Source organism: Pseudomonas rhizosphaerae (genome assembly GCF_000761155.1).
Classification (GTDB): domain Bacteria; phylum Pseudomonadota; class Gammaproteobacteria; order Pseudomonadales; family Pseudomonadaceae; genus Aquipseudomonas; species Aquipseudomonas rhizosphaerae.
Genome location: NZ_CP009533.1, coordinates 2,802,962 through 2,819,661 on the forward strand (window position 1 = coordinate 2,802,962; position 16,700 = coordinate 2,819,661).

Here is a 16,700-nt window from a genome sequence, read left to right on the forward strand (position 1 = left end):
CTACAACGCTGTTAGCGGCGCTTCTTGGCCACAGGCTTGGCCAGTTCGAACATCAACACCGAACGCCCAGTCACTGCGTACTCAGTGCCGAAGTCAAACGACTCGCCGGCTTCGAAGTCGGTCTGGTTGGTATCCAGTTGCAGAATCCAACGCTTGCCTTCCGGTACTTCCGGCAGGGTGAAGCCGACCACGTCATGGTGCGCGTTGACCACGATCAACAACGAATGATCGACGCCGGCGCGACGAATACCGCTGGACTGGGTGCGGCCATCGAGCAGGATACCCATGCAGCGGTTGCTGCCGTCCTGCCACTGCTCCACACCCATTTCGCTGCCGTTGGGCTGGATCCAGCTGACATCCTTGATGCCCAGGCTTTCGTCGTAGGCACCCGTGAAGAAGCGGTTGCGACGCAGCAATGGGTAGCGGTTGCGCAACTCGATCAGGTACTTGACGAAGTCCTGCAGCTCGCCGCTCTGCTCGCTGATGTTCCAGTCCACCCAGCCAATCTCGCTGTCCTGGCAATACGCATTGTTGCTGCCACCCTGGGTACGAGCGAATTCGTCGCCGGCCAGCAGCATCGGCGTGCCCTGGGCCAGGAACAGCGTGGCCAGCAGGTTGCGCATCTGCCGGTAGCGCAGCGCGACGATTTCCGGATCATCGGTCGGGCCTTCGACACCACAGTTCCACGAACGGTTGTCCGAGTGTCCATCACGGTTGTCTTCACCGTTGGCTTCGTTGTGCTTCTCGTTGTACGACACCAGGTCGTTCAAGGTGAAGCCGTCGTGTGCGGTGATGAAGTTGACCGAAGAAGCCGGCTTGCGACCGCGACGGTTGAACTGGTCGCCCGAGCCCAGGAAGATCTTCGCGAAGTCGCCGAGCATCTCGTCGTCGCCCTTCCAGAAGGCGCGGGAGATGTCGCGGAACTTGTCGTTCCATTCCATCCAGCCCGGTGGGAAATTGCCCACCTGGTAGCCGCCCGGACCGCAGTCCCACGGCTCGGCGACCAACTTGACCTTGGCCAGCACCGGGTCCTGACGGCAGGCATCGAGGAAACCGCCGCCTTCGCTGAAACCATGGGCTTCGCGGCCCAGAATGGTCGCCAGGTCGAAGCGGAAACCGTCCACGCCCATTTCCGAACTCCAATAACGCAAGGAGTCGGTGACCATCTGCAGTACGCAGGGGTGGCTCATGTTCAGCGTGTTACCGGTGCCGGTGTCGTTGATGTAGTAACGCGCATCGTCGGGCATCAGGCGGTAGTAGTTGGCGTTGTCGATACCCTTGAGCGACAGGGTGGGACCCATCTCGTTGCCTTCGGCAGTGTGGTTGTAGACCACGTCGAGAATCACTTCCAGGCCAGCCTTGTGGAAGCGCGAGACCATGACCTTGAATTCGCCGATCGACGAACCCGCCATGTAGCGCGCATGGGGCGCAAAGAAGCCCAGGGTGTTATAGCCCCAGAAGTTGTGCAGGCCTTTTTCCAGCAGATGATTGTCATCCAGGAAATAGTGGACCGGCATCAGCTCGACCGAGGTCACACCCAGGGTACGAATGTATTCGACCACGTCGTTTTCGTGGAACGCCGCAAAGGTGCCGCGCTCGGATTCACGTACCGACGGGTGACGCATGGTGAAGCCGCGCACGTGGGTTTCGTAGAATATGGTCTTTTCCCATGGCACGTTCGGCTTGGCCGTACTGCCCCAGGTGAAGGCCGGGTCGATCACGCGGCAGCGTGGCATGAACGGCGCACTGTCGCGCTCGTCGAACGACAGATCGCCGTCTTCGTGGCCGACGATGTAGCCGAACAGCGCGTCGTCCCACTTCAGCTCGCCCGAAATCTGCTTGGCGTAGGGGTCGATCAGCAGCTTGTTGGCATTGAAACGGTGGCCGTTGGCAGGATCGTACGGACCATGCACACGGTAGCCATACAACGTGCCCGGGCGCGCATCGGGCAGATAGCCGTGCCAGATCTCGTTGGTGAACTCAGGCAACGCGATGCGCTCGAGTTCTTCGACGCCATCGGCATCGAACAGGCACAGCTCAACCTTGGTAGCGTTGGCGGAAAAAATTGCAAAGTTGACGCCCGACCCATCCCAGGTCGCGCCCAACGGGTACGGCAAGCCCTCGCTCACACGGCTGGCGGGACGTTCCTGGCTCGACGCACTGTCATTCATTGATTGATCAGACATGATCAAACACTCCGGAAATAGGTTGAGCCTGAGCTCTTGGGTAGACGACCAAAACGGTCTACTGATAGAAGCGCACGCAGCCGAACAGTTCAGGATATTTTTCAGCCGTCACTGCAAGTCGTGCTTCGAACCTCGACGACTGATTGAACGCATGGCGGTATCGAGGCTCTTAGAACAAGCTTTGCAAGAAGAGCGCAAGCGCCCTTGAAGAGAATGAGTTAACTCAATGCGTATCCTGCTGATAGAAGACGATCCAATCCTGGCGCTACTGGCCGAGATAGCTCTGGAGGAAGATGGCCATGAGATCATCGGCCCTGCGTATGACGTGGCTGGAGCGCTGTTGCTCGCGCAAAACCATGGCATCGACATTGCATTCGTCGACATCAACCTGGATGGCCATGATGAAGGCGTAGGCCTGGCGCAGACGCTTTACGAGCAGTTCAACATTCATTCGCTGTTCGTCAGTGGCCAGATCGACGTTGCCAAGGCCAACAGCGGCTATGCGCTTGGGCTACTGTCCAAGCCCTACAGCCCCAATGACCTGTCACGCAGCGCGCATATCGTGCATGCTCTGGTCCAAGGTGAACTGCCCTTGAACCGGCCGCTGCCAGTGCCCTTGAAGCTCTTCACAGAATCGCGCGGCCTATATGGAAAGAAACATGAGTGAACCCACGGATCTCCTGCGCCCGGGAGCGGGACTTGGTGAAGCCGAGTTCCGCGAGTTGGCCGACAACGCACCTGTGCTGATCTGGCGTGCGGGCATCGACAAGCAGTGCGACTGGTTCAACAAGCCCTGGCTCGACTTCACCGGCAAGACCCAGAAGCAACTCTGTGGCTATGGTTGGGGCGACGACGTTCACCCGGACGACCTGGACCTGTGCACGCGCAACTACGAGCAGGCCTTCGACGCCCGGACCTCGTTCAGTACCCCGTATCGCCTGCGTCGCCATGACGGCATCTACCGCTGGTTCCTTGACCACGGCGCACCGTTCTATCGCCAGGGCGAGTTTGCCGGGTACTTCGGCAGTTGCACCGACATCACCGCCCAGAAAGAACTCGAGGCGCACCAGGACGTGCTGGTGTCCGAGCTTAATCATCGGGTCAAGAACAACCTGCAGCTGATCATCGCTTTCCTGCAGATGTCGAAGTTGCGCGCCCAGGGCGAGGAAGCGCGGCAGTTGCTCGAATCGGCCATCGCCCGTATCCAGGGCGTAGGCACGGTGCAGGCTGAACTCTATCGCAGCGCTTCCGGGACCGTTGACCTGGCGCACTACCTGCCGCACCTGATCCGCGCCTCGATCGAAGCCGAACGCGATGACAGCATTCATCTGAGCGTCGACGCCGACACGGCCTATGCGCCCTTCAAGCTGGCCTCCGATCTTGGTCTGATCGTCAACGAGTTGGTCGCCAATGCCATTCGCCATGGAAACCAGCGCACGACCCAGATCCATTTTTCGCTCAAACGCCTGGCAACCGGCGAGCTGCAGTTGACGGTGAGCGACCGTGGACAAGGCTTTACCGCCACGCAACTGACCAATGCTGGCGCCGCAGGCTCCAAGCTGAGCGGCCAGGGCTTGATCGGTGCGCTGGCCAAGCGCTGCGGTGCTGCGCTCAACCGCAGTAACGCCGACGGCGCGGTGGTCACCCTGACCTTGCCGCATCCCTAGCCTGCGCCGTTGACCTCCTCATGATGCTTGGTGATTTACACCCAATCAGCATGACCGACCAGGTGAATGAATCCGGCATCGCCTTGAGTCAATGCAGCAGACTCCGCGGAGTTGGCGATACTGAATGCGACCTGTCCACGGCTCGTACCTGTGTCCATCAAGTGGACCCAATTGGCAAGGCCTTCAGCGTCGCTGCCTCTGTCCAGGACATTGTGATACAGCTTCTCGACAAAGACTGCATTGCTGGCATCGGCCAGGCTTTGGGAAAATTCGGCAGATTGCACAAAACCATCCGCAAGCTGGGCACCGGCTCCGCCTGCGGCGCCCTGGGAAAGCCAGGACTTCAGGCCTTCGATATCGGGGGCACGATCCAGAATGGTGTACAGGCGACCAATGCTTGCCTGCGCCGAGTCGAGAACGAACAGTTCGCGATCTGCGAAATCGAGCACATTGAAGCCACTCAGTTCGAATGTCGCCGCAGCTCCCGCGGCACGACTGACCGATAGCGTGTCGGTATCGAGCGCGCTGATCGCGTAGGCGGATGCAGCGTCGTTAAACATAAACGTATCGATACCGGCCTTGCCGGCCAAATGCGAAACCGCAGTGCTGTCAAGCCTGACTTCCTGCTCACTGATCTGATCATCACCCGCCGTACCGGTGGCCACACCCTTGCCCACTACCATATCCAGATTGTTCCAGGCGTTATGAGCCACGATCCTGATGAACCCAGTCTCGCCTTCCGAGAGGTCACGGCTCTCGCGCGAATTCAGGAAGCCATCAGCGACCGTAGCTCGACTCACACCCGCCTGCAGCAGAGTGTTCCAGGCCGACACGCCTGATTCCTCGCCTGTGCGATGCAATACGGTCTGATAGAGATCACGGACAAAGTCCTTATCACCCAGCACGCTGTAGCGCTGCACCGCTTCAGTGGAATTCAGAAAGGCATCGCGAATCCCTGCATCCGAACTGCCCATCGCCTGCTGCGTCAGCCAGTGATTCAAACCCTGATAATCGGGCGTCCGACCGAACAGTGAGTAGAGCCTGGCAACGTCCGCCTGATCCTCGGTGAGCGCGATGTGATGTGTATCCATCCCAAAACTCAACGAAACAGTGGCGTCGCTTTCGGCGTTGAAGGCGCCATACCGGCTGCGAAAGGCCATGAGCAGTTCGTCAAGATTGGCATTGCTGTCGCTGAAAGCCAGCTTTTCGACGCTTGAAAGCGTGTCCACATCGGACGTCCGCGCATCATGAACGCTCAGGGTGCCATCACTCACGAGCGCGGCATCGTAGGTTGCAAAGTAGCGCGCGCCCGCTTGGGCATACAAAGCGGTGTCGACGCCGTTGCCGCCCTTGAGGATGTCCGAGCCCGCCCCTCCCATCAGCCGATCGTCGCCATCGCCGCCCTGCAACTGGTCATTGCCTGCGCCCGCATCGAGAACGTTGTCACTGGCATTGCCAATCAGCGTATCCGCACCTGCACCGGTGACGGCGCTTTCGATGACCGTACCGCGCGCGATGGCAACATTCGATAAACCGCCGTATACGCTAGAAAACGCTTCACTTCTCAAATCGACAGTCTGAGCCCCGCCATAGGCGCTGACGTCGATCCGGTCGTTGCCGCCTGAATCGTAGATCGTACCCACCAACCCAGGCACGAAGACGGTTCCGGCCTTGATGTCAGCGTTGTTCAAACGGTAGGTATCGTCACCCGTGCGGGTAACGGCGGTGCCATACAGCGACTGGATGGCGACGATATCCGCCAGCATGGGCGTGACGACATAGCCGAAAGAGGCATTGGAATAGGTATTCTGGTCCTGACTGAAGTAGGACATCACCGAGTATTTCCAGCTGTCCTCTTGATAGAAGGCATTGTTGGAAAAGGTCGCGCTGCCGTTGTAATTGCCCGCATGGCCCAACCCCAGCGCGTGGCCGACTTCATGGATGTAGGTTTGCACATAGTACCAACCGTAGTTCACCCAGTCGGAAGCGATGTTGACGCTGCTGTCCGAGATGATGCTCCCTGCATAATTGGAATTGGCGTACGCACCGCTTTTGTTTTCGCTGAAATTGATCGCACCAGCAGCGGTGGTTTCCACAAACTTGAGGCCACTGACGTTGGTCCAGGTTTGCAGCGCGTATTTGGCAACGGTCTGAGCGTTTGCGCTCAAGCGGGTCAGGTTGACGGTGAGCGAGCCACCAGCGTGGACATCGAAATGGTGCTGGGAGCTGCCGTAGGCGTCGTACCAGAAGCCATCGGTCAGGTAGTTGGCCTGCTGGTCCAGCGTCAGCTGCCCAAGTTTCGCCTGGCTGGTGGCTGTCTGTTTGCCCACCTCTTGGCCGATCACTCCTTGGCCCCAGAGTTGGGTGAGTGAATCGCACATCGAACACATTTGGAAACTCCGGGGCGAGGCAGGCCTGGCCAAGTCAATGACACAAGAATCGGGTATGAATGGGTGATGAGTTCAAACCGCCGGGCAAGCTTCGAAAGCAGGCGTCATGGGCTTCACGCGCGCCCGACCCGCCTTGGCCTGGACGATAAAGCTGCTCTTCGAGAAGGCACGGCAGGGCAAGGTCGAAGACCTTAAGTGCCCATTCCTGACGACGTTATCGGCATGTTTTCCGGCGACTGAAGCGGTTTTCCCAAGAGTCGACCAAATACACCAGGAAGAGGCTTGTGGAAGCGCCCTGACTGATCGCGCGTTGTCTGCAGGCTGGGCCGGGAGCTGTCACGCCCCCTTTTCTCTTAGTACCGCGGCCCTACAGCGGGCTGCCTTCGTCGGTCTTGATGAGCCCGGTCAAAATGTCGCTGCCATCGCTCTCCGCAAGCTGTTCATACCATTCCCGGGTTTCATCAGGCATTTCCCCGTGGATGATCGCCGCCCGTTTCCGCGCCTTGGTCACCAGGCTCGCCACCCGATCCGCTCGCGCCGACTCATAGGCTGCCAGGGCAGCCGCGGGCGTGCGTTCGCGTTCGATACAGCGGGCCAGCACCCAGGCATCCTCCATGGCCTGGCAACCGCCCTGCCCGATGTTCGGCGTCATGGCATGGGCCGCGTCGCCCAACAGCGCGACCCGTGTACTGACCAAGTGGGGTACTCGCGCGGTGTCGTGGATTTCCACGCGGGCCACGGCCGTTGGGTCCAGGCGCTGCAAAAGACGCTGAACCGGCTCGGGCCAATGCGCGAAATGCTGCTCCAGTTCCGCGCGATAGTGCTCACGGACGTTCGGCGTCCCTGCCGGCAACGGCACGTCGAAGAAGAAATACAACTCATCGTTGCCCATGGGCATCAACGACACCCGTTTGTGCTCGCCCACGTACTGAACCCATTCATCGGCGGGCGCCAGGTCCGGCGCCGCCTTGATCCGTCCGTTCCAGTTGACGTAGCCACAATAGCGTCGGGGAACCGGTTCCCCGGCAATGGTATCGCGCAGCAACGAATGGGTGCCGTTGGCGGCAATCAACAGATCGGCCGTTACCGTTTCACCCGTCGACAGCACGACCTGCACGTGCGTCTCGCTTTCCTCATAGTCCACGCACGCCACGCCCAGGGTCACGTTGTGGACACCCACTGCTTCCAGCAAAATGTTTTGCAGACGCGCCCGGGCGATGGGAAACGCCCTGCGTCGAGCGTGGTTGTACAACGGCTGGAGATCGAACCGCGTGAGCAAGCGACCCTGATGATCGCTGTAGCTCATGCTCTGCATGTGCCCGCCAGCTTGCTCGATGGCGTTGCCCAGGCCCAGCGCATCCAGCACGCGGACGCCATTGGGCCAAATGGAAATCGCTGCGCCGACAGGGGCGAGTTCTGCCGCGCGCTCGTAGAGGTGCACTCGATGACCAGCCTGCTGAAGGGCTGCAGCGGCGGTCAGTCCACCCATGCCGGCGCCGGCGATCACGATGTTCAAGGGTTCCATGGTCTCTCCGCTGAGATCGGGTTTTCCAATCACCGTGCAAAAAGCTGACCAATTGATCAAGAACCGTCAACAGCTAGGGCGCCGCCCGCTTGTGCTGCAAGCCCAACCCGCTACGAGCTTCAAACCAGTGCGGCATCATCTGGTGCGCACCGGTTTGCAGCACCTGGATTCAACGCAGAAGATTGTGCTTGGCCAGGTTGACCAGTTCCTTGGCCCGGCCGTCCAGCACCGCGCGCATCATGAACAGGCCGAAACCCTTGACGTTGGCGGCGGTGATTTCCGGCGGCATGATCAGCTCCTGACGCTCGCTGACCACATCCACCAGTACCGGCCCATCGTGCGCGAACGCCTCAATCAAAGCGGCCTTTAGATCCTGCGGTTTCTCCACACGAATACCCTTCACGCCCATGCTTTGCGCGAAGGTGGCAAAGTTCGGATTCTTCAGCTCGCAGCCAACGTCCACCAAGCCACTGGCTTTCATCTCCATCTCGACGAAGCCCAGGGTGCCGTTGTTGAGCACGATCACCTTCACCGGCAGGTTGGCCTGGCTCAGCGTCAGAAAGTCACCCATCATCATGCTGAAACCACCGTCACCGGACATCGAGACAACCTGGCGCTCAGGGTACGCAGCCTGCGCACCGATGGCCTGCAACATGGCGTTGGCCATCGAACCGTGGTTGAACGAGCCGATCAGACGACGCTTGCCGTTCATCTTCAGGTAGCGGGCGGCCCAGGCAGTGGGCGTGCCCACGTCACAAGTGAAGACCGCATCGTCGGCCGCCAGCTCGCTGACCAGTCGGCTGACGTATTGCGGGTGGATGATCGTGCTGTTCGGACCACTCTCGGCGAGGTCGTCGAGGCCCTTGCGCGCACTGTCGTAGTCCGCCAGCGCCTTGTTCAAGTGCATGGTGTCGGTGCGCTCTTCGAGGCGTGGCAGCAGCTGCTGCACGGTGTGCTTGATATCACCGATCAAGCCGATGGCCAGCGGGCAGCGGTTGCCCAAGGCTTCAGGTTGCAAGTCAATCTGGGCAATGCGTGAGTGTTCGGGAAAGAACTGTCGATAAGGGAAATTGGTGCCCAGCATCAATAGCGTGTCGCATTCTTTCATGGCATTGAAGCCGGATGCGAAGCCGATCAGACCGGTCATGCCCACATCGTAGGGGTTGTCGTACTCCAGATGTTCCTTGCCGCGCAGGGCATGCACGATCGGCGCCTTGAGCTGCTTGGCCAGGGCCACCACTTCACTGTGGGCACCGGCACAGCCGGCACCGCACAGCAGCGTGACACGCTTGCCAGCGTTGAGAAACTGGGCGAGCTCGTCCAGCTGCGCCGGTTCGGGCACCACAACCGGTGGCTGTGGCGCGAACCACTGGCTGACCGGGGCATCGAGCGAACTCAGGGCGACGTCGCCTGGAATGACCACCACCGCGACACCGCGACGACTGATGGCAACCCGCATGGCGCGCTCTAGAATCTGCGGCAACTGTTCGGGCCGCGAGACCAGCTCCACGTAATGGCTGCAATCCTTGAACAGTGACTCCGGGTGGGTCGCCTGAAAATAGTCGATGCCGATTTCGCTGCTGGGAATGTGCGCGGCAATCGCCAGCACCGGCACGCCGCTGCGATGGCAGTCGAACAGCCCGTTGATCAAGTGCAGGTTGCCCGGTCCGCAACTGCCCGCGCACACCGCCAGTTCACCGGTCAGATGAGCCTCGCCACCGGCAGCGAATGCCCCGGCTTCTTCGTTGCGCATGTGTATCCAATCCAGCCCGCCCAGCCGACGCATGGAATCGGTAAGACCATTCAAGGAATCGCCCACTACGCCATAGACGCGTTGGACGCCGGCTTGCTTGAGTGTATTGACCATGAAATCGGCTGCAGTTGGCATTCGGCGCTCCGTTGGAAATATAAGTTCAAGGGTCTGAGTCGCACCAGGCCAGCGGTGTTCCACCCGATTTATTAACAAAAATTATAGAATCGGCAGAGGCCTTCTTCAGCGAACGCGTTTTAAGCGCTGCGACCGTCAGGCACCCGCCGGGTATCACAAGGCAAAAAAAAGCCCGACGATGTCGGGCCTTCTTATAAGCAGTGCCGGAAGCTGAACGAACTATCAGTTCAGCAATTCAGCCGGCACTGTGCCGCCGTTTTCGGCCAGTTTCTTCAACACGGCCGAATGCAACCAGGTGTTCATGGCGGCAGAGTCATCGGTCGAACCGGTGTAATGCAGTTCTTCGGCAAGTTCCTTGCGCGAAGTCAGGCTGCTGTCCAGGCCCAGCAGTTTAAGCAGATCGACGATCGAAGTGCGCCAGTTGAGCGTCTCCCCATGACTGGCCGCCAAGGCGTCGAGCTTCTGAGCCACATCCACCTGGGTAATCGGTGCAGCCGAGGGCTGATTGGTGACGGTGGTCGTTGGCGATGCACCAGGCGCAGGAGCGACAGGAGTAGTGGTAGAAGCGTCTGCGTCCGGAACAGCGTGCTTGCCGATACCCAGTTTCTCGAGGATGCTGCTAAAAAAGCTCATTTCGTATCTCCAGATTTCTTGGCTGCTGCCGTGGATTCGACAGCCTACTTAGGACCTGACCTGCCCGGGCGCTGAAAAGTTTTATCGGATCGGCCAGATTCCTGCTTCACCCCTTCCCATAATGTCGCTGACAATGTTGCTTAAAGTGTTAACGCACGTTATTTAGTTGTGGCGTCAATGCGCATACTGAGCCAGAATCGTACCTCGATACCTTTACCTTTCTTATCCACGATCCACTTACGATCCATGCCTGGGGATACCAATGTCCAAACTTGCTGAATACCGTCAACTCGAGCGTCATCTGGCCGAACAACTTGCTGCACTCGAAGCCATGAAAGGCGACAAGGGCCTGGAACAGGAAATCGAATTCGAGACCAAGTTGCGCGCGCTGCTGGGCGAGTACAATAAAAGCCTCAAGGACATCGTTTCCATTCTCGACCCGCAGAGCGGCGGCAAAACAGTCAAGGCCCCTGCGGCACCCGAGAAAGCCACTCGCAAGCCGCGCTCGTTGAAGACCTACAAAAACCCCCATTCGGGTGAAGTTGTCGAAACCAAAGGCGGCAACCACAAGACATTGAAAGAATGGAAAGCCGAATACGGTTCCGACACCGTTGAAAGCTGGTTGAGCTAAGTCCTGCAGATCGGCAAGCGGCGACACTCGTTCCGCTTGCCGGATCGCCTTACCCCTCCCCTCGATACTCCCTTCCCGAAGATCACCGATGTACCCCACCACGCCCGATGGACGCTATTTCGTAGTCAAAGGTCGGCTCTGGCGCTGCAGCAATCCTGCACTGTCCGAAGACGTGCGCAAGCACTGGGTCAACGTCCTGATGGATGCCCGGCGAGCCGTCAAGTCAGCCAAGCGCGTGGAAGATTCCGAAGCCCTCAAGCAAGCTCGCGCGCAGGTCGACGCAGCCAAGCAGGCTCTGGGCGAACGTGGAGAGGTGTGGTGGAACGACGGCAGCGCCGACGTCAACCGACGCATGGTGCGCAATACCGACTATGCGGACTGGTATGCGGGGCTGGATGAAGCGTCGCTGAAGTAATCCAGGCCTTCATCGCCCAACCGCGCCGGGAGGACCCCGACGCGGCATCCTGCGATCAAACGCTGACGGTAGGCACCCCATCCATCAGCTTTTCAAGGCTGATCGGCAGGTCACGCACACGCTTGCCGGTGGCATGGTAAACCGCGTTGGCCACTGCAGCCGCCAGCCCGGTTACACCAATCTCGCCCACGCCGCGCGCGCCGTATTCGTTGAGGTTGTAGTCGGGGTAATCGAGCAGGATCACATCGATGTCCGGCTGGTCGGCATGCACCGGCACTACATACTCTGCATAGTTGTTGTTCACCGGCATGGCGTTGCGCTCGTCGTAGTCGGTCGACTCGAACAAAGCCATGCCGATAGCCATGACGATGGCCCCTTCCACCTGATTGCGTGCCGTTTTCGCGTTGATGATCTTGCCAACGTCGATGGCGCTGACCACCCGCGAGACGCGCAGGCGAGAGATGCCCGGATCCCAGCGAACCTCGACGAAATGCGCCCCGAACGAGCTGAAGGCGTGCTTCTTGGTGTCCGCCATACCCGTGTGGGCTTCGCCCTCGGCGCTGGCGATCTTCAGCTTCTTGAGTACTTCGGCAAATTCCAGGCTGGTCGCGCCGTCCTGCAAACGGCCGTTGTTCACCGTGATCGCTTCCGCCTTGGCATTGGGCAGACCGCCCTCCTCCGACGCTGCAAAGCTCTTGAGTTGCGTGAGCGCGGCGCGTGTTGCCTCGGCCACGGCGGGCAAGACGCTGGCGGTCATCCACGAGCCGCCCGATACCGGCGCCGGTGGATAGGACGAGTTGCCCAGCTCCACGACGATCCTTTCCAGAGGCAGGCCGGTGATATCGCTCACGCACTGGGCGATCACCGTGTAGGTGCCGGTACCGATATCCTGGGCACCGCAATACACCACGGCGCGGCCATCGGCGGTCAAGGTCACGCGTGCTTCACAAGGCGTACGGAAGGCATCCCAGTTGCACTGCGCCATGCCGTAGCCAATGATCTCATGACCATCACGCATGCTGCCGACACCGGGCTTGCGATTGGCCCAGCCAAAGCGCTCGGCGCCTTGAGCCAGCGCTTCACGCAAGTGATTGCCCGACCACGGCAGATTCTCTTGCTCGTTCTGCTCGGCCCAATTCAACTGGCGAAATGCGAGTGGGTCCATCTTGCAGCGATCGGCCAGCTCATCGATGGCGGATTCCAGCGCGAACAGGCCAGGTGCAGCACCCGGTGCCCGCATTGACGTTGGCGCGCCACGGTTGACCTGCACCGTGCCGTGGGTGACCTCGACATTGGCGCACGAATACAGGCTGGCACTCATGCCACCGCAGTTCTCGACGTACTGGTCGCCAATACCGGTGGTGTTGAGCGACTCATGGCGCAAGGAGACCAGCTTGCCCTTGCCATCGGCGGCCAGGCGCATGCGCTGCCGAGTTTCCGGACGATGCCCTACCGTAGTGAACATCTGCGCCCGGGGCACTACAAGTTGCACCGGTCGACCCACGACCTTGGCCGCGGCACAGGCTGCGATCGAGTGCGGCCAGATCCACAGCTTGCCGCCGAAACCCGAACCAATGAACGGCGCCCGGACTTCGACGCGCTCGGTTGGCAAGCCGAAAATCTGCGCCAGCGTATTACGATGAACCACGACCGATTGAGTGGATTCGTACACCACCAACTTGCCGTTGTCCCACATGGCCACGGTGGCATGCATCTCCATCGGGTTATGGGTTTCCACCGGCGTCGTATAGGTGGCATCGACCGTCTGCGCACCACCGTCGAACGCGCCAGCCGGATCGCCACGCTTGTGACCCTGCCCACCATCGGCAGCCGCCTTGCGCTTGAGGCCCTGCTCCAGATTGGCCGCAGCAGCGCTCTCGTTGTAGCTGACCTTGACCTTGTAGGCCGCCTCGCGGGCGTGCTCGAACGTGTCGGCCACCACCAGCGCAACGAACTGACCGGCATAACGCACCACGTTGTCTTCGAAAGGCAGCCTTTTTTCGTCCGTGCGCGATCCCGACAGCACGCCAGCCAATGAAAACGGCACGGGCGAGGTATGGAAGGCCTGAGGAAAGTTGCCGTGGTGCAGGATCTCCAGTACACCAGGCGAACGACGCGCCGCCTCGATGTCCAGGGATTTGACCGAACCGCTTGCTACGGTGCTGTAGACACCATAGGCGAACACCATGTTCTTGGGCTGATGGTCGGCGGCATAGTGCGCAGCGCCGGTGACCTTCAGGCGACCGTCGATGCGGCGTGGGGATGCCCCCATGATTGACTCGCTCATGCGATGGCTCCTGTACCCAGTGTGGTGAGGTTGCGCACGATGGCCTGCTGCCCCAGGGGAATCTTGTAGGCATTGTGCGCATACGGTTTGGCGCCTTGCAGGGCGATGGCTGCGGCCTTGGCAAAGTTCTCTGGAGTCGCGGCTGCGCCACGTAGCGCACGCTCCGCCTCGAGGGCTCGCCACGGCTTGGTGCCGACGCCGCCCAGCGCAATGCGCGCCTCACGGATGACCTGGCCGTCCATCACCAGAATGACCGCACTGGAAGCCAGGGCGAACTGGTAGGAGGCACGGTCACGCAGCTTCAGGTAGGCGGACTTGCCGCCGGGCAGAGGCGCGTTCAACGTCACGTGGGTGATCAACTCATCAGGTTGCAAGGCGTGTTCTTTCCAAGGCGTCGCCCCAGGCAGCAGATGAAAATCCTGGAAGTCGATGTCGCGCTTGCCGTTGGGGCCCTGCACCTGGACGCTCGCGCCGATGGCCGCCATGGCCACGCACATGTCCGAGGGATGGGTGGCAATGCACTGGTCGCTGGTGCCCAGCACGGCGTGCACGCTGCGGTTGTGTCCGCCAATGGCAGCGCAGCCTGATCCGGGCGTACGCTTGTTGCAGGCAGAAACGCCATCGCGGAAATAGTTGCAACGCACTCGCTGCATGACATTGCCGGCCGTAGTGGCCTTGTTGCGCAACTGCGTGGTCGCCCCGGACAGAAGCGCCTGGGACAACACCGCATAATCACTCTTGATGCGCGGGTGGTTGGCCAACCCGGTATTGGTGACCATGGCGCCAATGCGGGTCCGGCCATCACTCAAGGTCTCGACCTGATCCAGCGCCAAGGCGTGCACATCGATGACCCGATCGGGCTGCATGATGTCGATCTTGACCAGGTCCAGCAGGGTCGTACCACCGGCTAGAAACGCCGTGGCTTCATTGCGGGCATGGGTGGCAACGGCCTGCTCGGGGCTGGTTGCGCGCGTATATTCCAAAGCTCTCATCAGCTGGCTCCCTGTACTTTGCCACGGGCATCCTGCACAGCGGCGAGGATGTTCTTGTACGCGCCACACCGGCAGATGTTGCCGCTCATGGCCTCGCGCACGCTGGCGTCGTCGGCACCGATGTTCGGGTCCTTGATGATCGCCGCGGCAGTCATCATCTGGCCCGAGGTGCAGTAACCACACTGGAACGCGTCATGAGCCCAGAAGGCTTCCTGGATGGGATGCAGTTGACCGTTGCGCTCCAGCCCTTCGATGGTGGTGATTTCATCACCCTGGTGCATGGCTGCCAGGGACAGGCAGCTGTTCACCGGCTGACCATTGATGTGCAAAGTGCAAGCGCCGCACTGGCCATGGTCACAGCCCTTCTTGGTGCCGGTCAGTTTCAGACGGTCGCGCAACACGTCGAGCAGCACGGCGTTGCCGGGCACATTGAGCGTATGCGGCTGACCATTGACCTTGAGCGTGATCCGCTGCTCGCCCTTGGCCAGCGGCTTCTCGCTGTCGTCGATGGGCGCCAGTTGCGCGGCCTGGGCCCAGACCGGCGCGGTCGCAGCCGCCATGCCCGATATGCCCATGGTCCGCAGAAAATTGCGGCGCGACGGCGTGGTCAGCTCCTTGAACAGCTCGCTTGCGCCTTCAGGATCTGAGGAAGTCTTTTCGGTCGGATCGGTCATGTAGCGGTCCTCATCTATTTTTTTATGTCACGAATCACGGTCTTGCTGTGCCTAGTGCAGACATCTGCAGGGCACCATTGGTTGATGTCGTACGTCAGGTCGGTCTGCGCTTTGGTTTCAAAGCGTGTCGCACGTCACGCACTGCCGAGGGGACCACGCCTGTCACAGGCCTGCGAACGCAATCAGCACAAAGACCTTCAGTATGCATTCGGCCACAACAAGGCCCTTGCCCAATCGAAGCGCGTTCTTGCCTATTCCAATGAAAGGAAGCAGCGATACTCGCGCAGCGCCGGGCTAGCCCTCGCCACGCAGGACAGCGATGTCACGCTTGGGCGGCGCGCCGAACAGACGTCGGTATTCACGACTGAACTGTGATGGACTCTCATAGCCGACCTTGAACGCCGCGCTTGATACATCCTGATGTTCATTGAGCATCAAACGCTTGGCTTCGTTGAGTCGCAGCCATTTTTGATACTGCAACGGACTCATCAAGGTAAGTTGCCGGAAATGATGGTGAAAGGTCGGGGTGCTCATCTGGACCCTTGCCGCCAGGTCGTCGACACGCAGCGGCGAGGTATAGTTGAGTTTCAACCAATCGATGGCCTTGCCGATTCGATACCCCTGCCCATCCACCGAAGTGATCTGCCTGAGCCTTCCGGTTTGATCGCTCTGCAGCAGGCGGTAGTGGATTTCGCGTTGTATCAACGGTGCGAGTACCGCAGTGGATTCGGGTTCATCGAGCAACGCCAGCAAACGCTCCAGCGAACCGAGCATCTGCACGGTCACCGACCCGATACCCACGCCCCTGACCCGGGTCCGATCGCGGGCCGCAGGCAGATCGCTCAGCGCGATCAGCTCGGCGAGCATGCGCACATCGAGCCTCAACGTCAGCCCCAGGCACGGCTTGTCGGGGCTTGCGACGAGCACTTCGGAGTTGGCCGGCAGATCCAGAGACGTGATCAAGAACCTCGACGTACTGTATTCGTAACCCTCGCCGCCCACCCACAGACGCTTCTCGCCCTGCGCCACCAGGATGATGCTCGGCTCCACCATGCAGGTCACCGGCGGTGCGGGATGATCACGCCTGAAAAGCCCGAGGCCGGCAATGTCCGTGGGGTAATCACCTGGGCTGGCGATGCGTGAAGCGATCATGCGGGCCAGCCTTTCTGGCGCCGATGCCGGCTGGAAAACTGTGTCGACTGTGTGGGTCATATGCACCTCGGGCTCCTGCAGCGACTTTAACCCGCCCTCGACTGTCCGTCCTGCCCCGCCCTGAACACTCATCGAATCAGGCAAGTAATCCAGTGAAATGCGCTACAGACCGTCTCATGAGCACAGGAGAATGCACATCCCAACACTCATTGGAGAGGCAACATCGGATGGAAAGGTCTTTGACACCTGTCACCGAGCCC

At 60.2% G+C, this 16,700-nt stretch carries 13 protein-coding genes; 4 read left to right on the top strand and 9 right to left on the bottom strand.

Annotation, left to right across the window (positions count from 1 at the left end):
* Positions 1–11: 11 nt before the first annotated feature.
* Positions 12–2,186 carry a glycogen debranching protein GlgX gene (glgX, locus tag LT40_RS12460; protein ID WP_043190563.1) on the bottom strand — a complete coding sequence of 725 codons (2,175 nt, stop codon included), beginning with the start codon at positions 2,184–2,186 and terminating at the stop codon, positions 12–14.
* Between the two features lie 226 nt (positions 2,187–2,412).
* Between glgX and LT40_RS12465 the strand changes: the two genes are divergently transcribed.
* Together LT40_RS12465 and LT40_RS12470 are read left to right on the top strand one after the other, a co-directional pair.
* Complete coding sequence (locus LT40_RS12465) at positions 2,413–2,853, top strand: response regulator (RefSeq protein WP_052393423.1); 441 nt, start codon at positions 2,413–2,415, stop codon at positions 2,851–2,853.
* The gene (locus tag LT40_RS12470) at positions 2,846–3,853 is read left to right on the top strand and encodes a sensor histidine kinase (protein ID WP_043190569.1); all 1,008 of its coding nucleotides are present in this window, start codon (positions 2,846–2,848) and stop codon (positions 3,851–3,853) included. The genes LT40_RS12465 and LT40_RS12470 overlap by 8 nt, the downstream gene beginning before the upstream one ends.
* A gap of 35 nt (positions 3,854–3,888) precedes the next feature.
* Here the strand turns inward: LT40_RS12470 and LT40_RS12475 are convergent, their stop codons facing one another.
* The 4 genes from LT40_RS12475 to LT40_RS12490 form a co-directional block, all read right to left on the bottom strand.
* A complete protein-coding gene (locus LT40_RS12475) occupies positions 3,889–6,198 on the bottom strand; it encodes a DUF4214 domain-containing protein (protein ID WP_193385563.1) in 2,310 nt (769 codons plus the stop codon).
* A gap of 412 nt (positions 6,199–6,610) precedes the next feature.
* Positions 6,611–7,768, bottom strand: coding sequence for an FAD-dependent urate hydroxylase HpxO (gene hpxO / locus LT40_RS12480; RefSeq protein ID WP_043190576.1), 1,158 nt, complete (start codon positions 7,766–7,768; stop codon positions 6,611–6,613).
* A gap of 169 nt (positions 7,769–7,937) precedes the next feature.
* Complete coding sequence (poxB, locus tag LT40_RS12485; protein ID WP_043190579.1) at positions 7,938–9,656, bottom strand: ubiquinone-dependent pyruvate dehydrogenase; 1,719 nt, start codon at positions 9,654–9,656, stop codon at positions 7,938–7,940.
* Between the two features lie 222 nt (positions 9,657–9,878).
* A complete protein-coding gene (locus LT40_RS12490) occupies positions 9,879–10,289 on the bottom strand; it encodes a DUF3597 domain-containing protein (RefSeq protein WP_043190582.1) in 411 nt (136 codons plus the stop codon).
* A 262-nt stretch (positions 10,290–10,551) separates the two neighbouring features.
* On the opposite strand from LT40_RS12490, the gene LT40_RS12495 reads away from it, so the two are divergent.
* Positions 10,552–10,920, top strand: coding sequence for a histone-like nucleoid-structuring protein, MvaT/MvaU family (locus LT40_RS12495; protein WP_043190587.1), 369 nt, complete (start codon positions 10,552–10,554; stop codon positions 10,918–10,920).
* Positions 10,921–11,008: 88 nt separating this feature from the next.
* Complete coding sequence (locus tag LT40_RS12500; protein ID WP_043190590.1) at positions 11,009–11,335, top strand: hypothetical protein; 327 nt, start codon at positions 11,009–11,011, stop codon at positions 11,333–11,335.
* A gap of 55 nt (positions 11,336–11,390) precedes the next feature.
* Here LT40_RS12500 and LT40_RS12505 read toward each other — a convergent pair whose 3' ends face one another.
* From LT40_RS12505 to LT40_RS12520, 4 genes are all read right to left on the bottom strand, one after another.
* Positions 11,391–13,622: a xanthine dehydrogenase family protein molybdopterin-binding subunit gene (locus LT40_RS12505; RefSeq protein WP_043190592.1), complete on the bottom strand. Its 2,232-nt coding sequence runs from the start codon at positions 13,620–13,622 to the stop codon at positions 11,391–11,393.
* Positions 13,619–14,614 carry an FAD binding domain-containing protein gene (locus LT40_RS12510; protein WP_043190596.1) on the bottom strand — a complete coding sequence of 332 codons (996 nt, stop codon included), beginning with the start codon at positions 14,612–14,614 and terminating at the stop codon, positions 13,619–13,621. The genes LT40_RS12505 and LT40_RS12510 overlap by 4 nt, the downstream gene beginning before the upstream one ends.
* Positions 14,614–15,189: a (2Fe-2S)-binding protein gene (locus LT40_RS12515; protein ID WP_237749329.1), complete on the bottom strand. Its 576-nt coding sequence runs from the start codon at positions 15,187–15,189 to the stop codon at positions 14,614–14,616. Before LT40_RS12515 ends, LT40_RS12510 begins: the two co-directional genes overlap by 1 nt.
* 393 nt (positions 15,190–15,582) lie before the next feature.
* On the bottom strand, positions 15,583–16,500 hold the full coding sequence (locus tag LT40_RS12520) for an AraC family transcriptional regulator (protein ID WP_043190600.1): 918 nt from the start codon (positions 16,498–16,500) through the stop codon (positions 15,583–15,585).
* Positions 16,501–16,700: the final 200 nt, after the last annotated feature.